This is a genomic window from Streptomyces sp. NPDC090442 (assembly GCF_044769405.1).
Classification (GTDB): Bacteria; Actinomycetota; Actinomycetes; order Streptomycetales; family Streptomycetaceae; genus Streptomyces.
This window is the reverse complement of sequence record NZ_JBIVXW010000194.1, coordinates 1-2998: the sequence shown is the minus strand read 5'-3', so window position 1 is coordinate 2998 and position 2998 is coordinate 1. Positions and strand designations below refer to the sequence as shown.

3 protein-coding genes are annotated in these 2998 nt (G+C 73.4%); 2 read left to right on the top strand and 1 reads right to left on the bottom strand.

The window, feature by feature from the left end; genetic code table 11:
- Nucleotides 1-341: 341 nt before the first annotated feature.
- Together ACIQU6_RS44230 and ACIQU6_RS44225 are read left to right on the top strand one after the other, a co-directional pair.
- Complete coding sequence (locus ACIQU6_RS44230; protein WP_403488327.1) at nt 342-1022, top strand: GDSL-type esterase/lipase family protein; 681 nt, start codon at nt 342-344, stop codon at nt 1020-1022.
- An 89-nt stretch (nt 1023-1111) separates the two neighbouring features.
- Nucleotides 1112-2113, top strand: a complete 1002-nt coding sequence (locus ACIQU6_RS44225) for an aldo/keto reductase (protein ID WP_403488325.1) — start codon at nt 1112-1114, stop codon at nt 2111-2113.
- Between the two features lie 179 nt (nt 2114-2292).
- Here ACIQU6_RS44225 and thpR read toward each other — a convergent pair whose 3' ends face one another.
- A complete protein-coding gene (gene thpR / locus ACIQU6_RS44220) occupies nt 2293-2859 on the bottom strand; it encodes an RNA 2',3'-cyclic phosphodiesterase (RefSeq protein ID WP_403488323.1) in 567 nt (188 codons plus the stop codon).
- Nucleotides 2860-2998: the final 139 nt, after the last annotated feature.

Sequence of the window (2998 nt, the reverse complement as noted above, 5' to 3'; positions counted from 1 at the left end):
CTACACACACGATAACACTCTTCCCCAACCCGCCGCTCTCCCTAACACACCATCTTTCCCACCCACCCACGGGTGGGGACGGGCCGGAGGGGTGGGGGTGCCAGACGTAAAGCGAAGCAGTCTGGCACCCCCACCCCGCAGGCCCGTCACCGCACCCCAACAGCACCGCGCAGCGGACCGGCACCGCGCAGCGGACCGGAAGCGGACCGGCGCCGCAAAGCGCAAGGCTCAAAGACAGCACCCCCTACGGCGGGGGCGCCGACAACGTGGGCAGCAGTCGGCCGCAGGCCACCGGCGGGGCAGCCGACAACGTGGGCAGACGCATATGCAACGCTGACCCGATGAGGATCATGTGCGTCGGGGACTCGATGACCATCGGCCGCTCCGGCGACTACACGTGGCGTTACCGCATGTGGCGGCACCTGAGCGCCACGTACCCCCGGCCGCACCGTTTCGTCGGGCCGCGGTGGGGGCTCCATGATCCGGTCACCGACGGCCCGGACTCCTCCGCCTACGCGGACCCCGCCTTCCCCGAGGCCGCGCGGTGTCACCTCGCCGGCTGGGGCGAGGGGTGGCTGCACATGGCGCCGGTCATCGAGGACGCCGTGCGGACGTACCGGGCCGACACCCTGCTGGTGTCGCTCGGCCTGATCGACCTCGGTTTCTACACCGACCCGGAGCAGACCGCGGAGAACGTGCGGCGCTTCGTGGCCGGTGCGCGGGCCGCCCGGCCGGGCGTGCGGGCGGTGTTGCTGCCGGTGATACCCAACGTGCGGGCGATGGCGGACCCGCCCTTCGGCGACCAATGCGCGCGGTTCAACGAGCTGTTGGCGAAGGCGGTGGCCGACCTCTCCACCCCGGGCTCGCCGCTGCTACTGGCCTCCGAGCCGGCCGGGTGGGAGATCGACCGGGCGACGTACGACGGCACGCACCCGTCGGCGCACGGCGAACACCTGCTCGCGGCCGCGTTCGCCGACGCGATGCACCAGGCATGGGAGGTCGGCGGCCCCTACGCCCGCTAGCCGGGGCCGGCGCACAGCCTCGCCGTCGTCGACGGCCACCCGCCGGGGCTCTTGCCTTGAGCGGACTCCAACCGCTTGGCTGGGCGACCATGAGGTACACGCAGTTGGGACGCACCGGACTCAAGGTCAGCCGCATCGTCCTCGGGACGATGAACTTCGGGCCGCAGACCGACGAGGCCGGCAGCCACGCCATCATGGACGCGGCGCTGGACGCCGGCATCAACTTCTTTGACACCGCCAACGTCTACGGGTTCGGCGCCGACAAGGGCCGCACCGAGGAGATCATCGGCTCGTGGTTCGCCAAGAACGGCGGGCGGCGGGACAGGACCGTGCTGGCCACCAAGGTGTACGCGAACATGGCACCGGAGGGGCCGCCGGCCTGGCCCAACCACGACAAGCTCTCGGCGCTCAACATCCGCCGGGCCGTGGACGCCAGCCTCAAGCGGCTGCGCACCGACCACATCGACCTGTACCAGTTCCACCACGTCGACCGGGACACGCCCTGGGACGAGATCTGGCAGGCCGTCGACGTCCTCGTCCAGCAGGGGAAGATCCTCTACGCGGGCTCCTCCAACCACGCCGGTTGGCACCTCGCCCAGGCCAACGAGGCGGCCGCGCGCCGCGGTTCGTACGGGCTGGTCAGCGAGCAGTGCCTGTACAACCTCGCCGAGCGGCGGGCCGAGATGGAGGTCATCCCGGCCGCGCAGGGCTACGGGCTGGGCGTGATCCCCTGGTCGCCGCTGCACGGCGGGCTGTTGGGCGGGGCGCTGCGGAAGGCGCAGGAGGGCGGCGGGTCGGGCCGGTCGGGCTCCGGCCGCTCGGCGGACGCGCTGGCCAACTCCGCGATCCGGGCGCAGATCCAGTCCTACGAGGACCTGGTCGACCGGCACGGCCTGGCGCCGGGCGAGGTGGCGCTGGCGTGGCTGCTGACCCGGCCCGGGGTGACCGGTCCGATCGTGGGCCCGCGCACCGCCGACCAGCTCGCCTCGGCGCTGCGCGCGGTGGAGCTGGAGCTGCCGGCGGAGCTGCTGACGGGGTTGGACGAGGTCTTCCCCGGGCCCGGGCCGTCGCCGGAGGCGTTCGCCTGGTGAGCGGCGGCGGGTGACCGCGCGGGTCAGCGCAGTGCGGCCGCCACGACGACGACGATCAGCAGCACGGCGAGCAGACCGGACATGATCCGGTTACGGGTCTTGGGATCCACCCTTTGAGCCTAACCGGGGTACCGGCGGGCGCCGCACCGGCCCGGCCCCGACGGCCCGGCCGGGCGGCGTCAGGCGCCGAGCGGCCAGCGTCCGATCGGCTCGTAGCGCGGCTGGGCACCCGGGACGCCGGGCGTCGGCGGGTGGCTGCGGATCAGGGCGAGCTCCTCGACCGTCCAGGCGCTGCCCGCGAAGTCGGCGAGCGCCTCGGCGTAGGGGGCGAGGTCGAGGCGGCCGGCGCGGTTCCGGGCCAGGGTGAGGTGCGGGGTGTAGGGGCGGTGCTCGCCCGTCCGCAGGCCGGCCCGGCGGCCGGCGGCCTCGGCGGCGTCCGCGAGGTGCCGCATGGCGGGCCGGTCGCCGTCCGCCCCGGCCCACACCACCCGGTCGCCGAACCGGCCGCCGCCGGCGATCCGTAGCTCGTAGGGGGCGTGCCGGTGGGCGGCGCGGGCCAGCCGCTCGCGGAGTTCGGGGAGGGCGTCGTCGGGCACCTCGCCGTAGAAGGCGAGGGTGAAGTGCCAGCCGTCGTGGCCGGTCCAGCGCAGCCGGTCGGCGCCCGGCAGTCGCTTCAACCGGCCGACCTCCGCGGCGAGTTGCCCGAGGGTGTGGTCGGGGGGCAGCACGGCGGCGAAGAGTCTCATGGGGCCAGTCTTGCCCCACCTCCGCCGCCGTGCAGCGCCCTAGGTGTTCTGTCCACGGAGGTTGGTGACAGGGGTCTCGGTCGAAAGACCTTGAAATGGGTGAGGGCCTGCTGGCCTGGTGTGGATTGCGAGATCTGCA